Raw genomic sequence first — 3,352 nt, 5'->3', positions numbered from 1 at the left:
GAAGGTCAACGGTTCGACTCCGTTATTCTCCACATTTGAGCATAAAGCTTAAAGACCAAAGCAGGAAGCTTTTAAAAAACAAAAAGAAACAGTTACCAGGATAGGTAAACTACATTGACATAAAGATTAAGAAGAAAACGCCACGGGGCACATCTATGAATCTAAGTACTTAATACTATATACTAAGTACTGATTGAAAAGATGAAACGGTTCGAGACCGCAGTTTTTTACTAATAAGGCTGAAACGAGGCTTAGTTAGGGGACAATGAAACCCTCTAGCTTTATACCCTCCACCTTCAACCTTAATAAAGTTCTTTGACATATTGGAAGAAGTTAAAAAAGAAGAGCAAACAACAATAGGCGACTGTTGTGTTTGTGCTCTCCTAAGGATGTAGCAATACAAAATTAGGGATGAGACATCATAACAAGAGCAAAAAAAGCATACTGTACGGCGCAAAAGGCGTACAAGTAGAAGAAAGTAAAAAAGAGTACACGGGGGATGCCTTGGCTCTCAGAGGCGATGAAGGACGTGATAAGCTGCGATAAGCTTCGGGTATTTGCAAATAGGAATTGATCCGAAGATTTCCGAATGGGGCAACCCGGCATGTTGAAGACATGTCACATATAATGAGCAAACCTGCCGAACTGAAACATCTAAGTAAGCAGAGGAAGAGAAAATAATAATGATTTCCTGAGTAGTGGCGAGCGAAAGGGAAAGAGCCCAAACCTACCTTGTTACGGCAAAGTGGGGGTTGTAGGACTGCAACATGGCATTAGCAAACAGAAGTGGAACGGGATGGGAAGCCCGGCGATACAAGGTGATAGCCCTGTACACGTATAGAATGCTAGCTTAGCAGTATCCTGAGTACCGCGAGGTCGGAGACGCCTTGTGGGAATCTGCCGGCACCATCCGGTAAGGCTAAATACTCCTGAGAGACCGATAGTGAACCAGTACCGTGAGGGAAAGGTGAAAAGAACCCCGAACAGGGGAGTGAAATAGAACCTGAAACCGTGTACTTACAAGCGGTCGGAGCGTACAAGTTGCGTGACGGCGTGCCTTTTGCATAATGAGCCTACGAGTTACTCCTCTCTGGCAAGGTTAAGTGCTTCAGGCACGGATCCGAAGCGAAAGCGAGTCTGAATAGGGCGTATAGTCAGAGGGGGTAGACGCGAAACCTTGTGATCTACCCATGGACAGGTTGAAGGTGCGGTAACACGTACTGGAGGACCGAACCGATAAACGTTGAAAAGTTTCCGGATGATCTGTGGGTAGGGGTGAAAGGCTAATCAAACTGGGAAATAGCTCGTACTCCCCGAAATGTTTTTAGGAACAGCGTGGATATTAAGTTTCATAGAGGTAGAGCTACTGATTGGGTGCGGGGGAGTCAAATCCTACCAAATCCAGACAAACTCCGAATGCTATGAAATATGATCTGCAGTGAGGCGCGGGGTGCTAAGGTCACGCGCCGAGAGGGAAAGAACCCAGACCATCAGCTAAGGTCCCCAAGTTACAGTTAAGTTGAACTAACGAGGTCCGATTGCACAGACAGCTAGGATGTTGGCTTGGAAGCAGCCATTCATTTAAAGAGTGCGTAACAGCTCACTAGTCGAGCGATCGGGCATGGATAATAAACGGGCATTAAACTGTACACCGAAGCTATGGGATTGAAATATATCGGTAGGGGAGCATTCTAGCGGCAGCGAAGGTACCTGGTAATGGGTGCTGGAGCTTCTAGAAAAGCAAATGTAGGCATAAGTAACGATAAGGTGGGCGAGAAACCCACCCACCGAAAGGATAAGGTTTCCTGATCAACGCTAATCGGATCAGGGTTAGTCGGGACCTAAGGAGAACCCGAAGGGGAAATTCGATGGACAACTGGTTAATATTCCAGTACTTTTTATAACTGCGATGTGGGGACGGAGTAGTGACACTGCCGCGATCTGACGGAATAGATCGTTAAAGGCTGTAGGTATTAGAACGGTAGGCAAATCCGCCGATCTAGCTGAACGCTGATAGTACCGCGAGGCTTCGGCTGAGTGGATAGTGCAGGTAATCAGACTTCCAAGAAAAACCGCTAAGCTCCAGGTTATAAAAACCCGTACCGCAAACCGACACAGGTATCCGGGAAGAGGATTCTAAGGTGCTCGAGTGAATCATGGCTAAGGAACTCGGCAAAATGGCCCTGTAACTTCGGGAGAAGGGGCGCTAGCAGCAATGTTAGCCGCAGTGAAAAGGCCCAGGCGACTGTTTAACAAAAACACATGGCTTTGCAAAATCGAAAGATGAAGTATAAGGCCTGACACCTGCCCGGTGCTGGAAGGTTAAGAGGGGATGTCATCCGCAAGGAGAAGCATTGAATCGAAGCCCCAGTAAACGGCGGCCGTAACTATAACGGTCCTAAGGTAGCGAAATTCCTTGTCGGGTAAGTTCCGACCTGCACGAATGGTGTAACGATCTGGGCGCTGTCTCAGCCATGAGCTCGGTGAAATTGTGGTCCCGGTGAAGACGCCGGGTACCCGCAACGGGACGGAAAGACCCCATGCACCTTCACTACAATTTAACATTGACATTGGATACAGGATGTGTAGGATAGGTGGGAGGCTTTGAAGCGGCGTCGCTAGGCGTCGTGGAGCCAACGTTGAAATACCACCCTTTCTGTATTCGGTGTCTAATCCTGCCAAGCGGGAGACATTGTTTGATGGGTAGTTTGACTGGGGTGGTCGCCTCCAAAAAGGTAACGGAGGCTTTCAAAGGTAAGCTCAGTACGCTTGGTAACCGTACGCGGAGTGCAATAGCATAAGCTTGCTTGACTGTGAGACATACAGGTCGATCAGGGTCGAAAGACGGATATAGTGATCCGGTGGTTCTGCATGGAAGGGCCATCGCTCAAAGGATAAAAGGTACGCTGGGGATAACAGGCTGATCTCCCCCAAGAGCTCATATCGACGGGGAGGTTTGGCACCTCGATGTCGGCTCGTCACATCCTGGGGCTGGAGAAGGTCCCAAGGGTTCGGCTGTTCGCCGATTAAAGTGGCACGCGAGCTGGGTTCAGAACGTCGCGAGACAGTTCGGTCCCTATCTGTTGTGGGCGTAGGAATTTTGAGTGGGGCTGACCTTAGTACGAGAGGACCGGGTTGGACCAGCCTCTAGTGAATCTGTTGTTCCGCCAGGGGCATTGCAGAGTAGCTACGCTGGGAATAGATAAGCGCTGAAAGCATCTAAGTGCGAAACTAGCCACGAGATGAGAATTCCATATAGGACCGTAGCAGACTACTACGTTGATAGGCTACAGATGTAAAGCTGGTGACAGCACAGTCGAGTAGTACTAATCATCCGAAGCTTTCAAAGCAA

1 rRNA gene is annotated in these 3,352 nt (G+C 48.5%); it reads left to right on the top strand.

What is annotated here, in order from left to right:
* Positions 1 to 472 precede the first annotated feature (472 nt).
* Positions 473 to 3,349, top strand: a 23S ribosomal RNA gene (locus ABD769_RS24835).
* The last annotated feature ends 3 nt before the right edge of the window (positions 3,350 to 3,352 follow it).

The sequence above is a fragment of the Pedobacter jeongneungensis genome, assembly GCF_039538295.1.
Classification (GTDB): Bacteria; Bacteroidota; Bacteroidia; order Sphingobacteriales; family Sphingobacteriaceae; genus Pedobacter; species Pedobacter jeongneungensis.
This window is presented reverse-complemented; position numbering and strand designations above follow the sequence as displayed.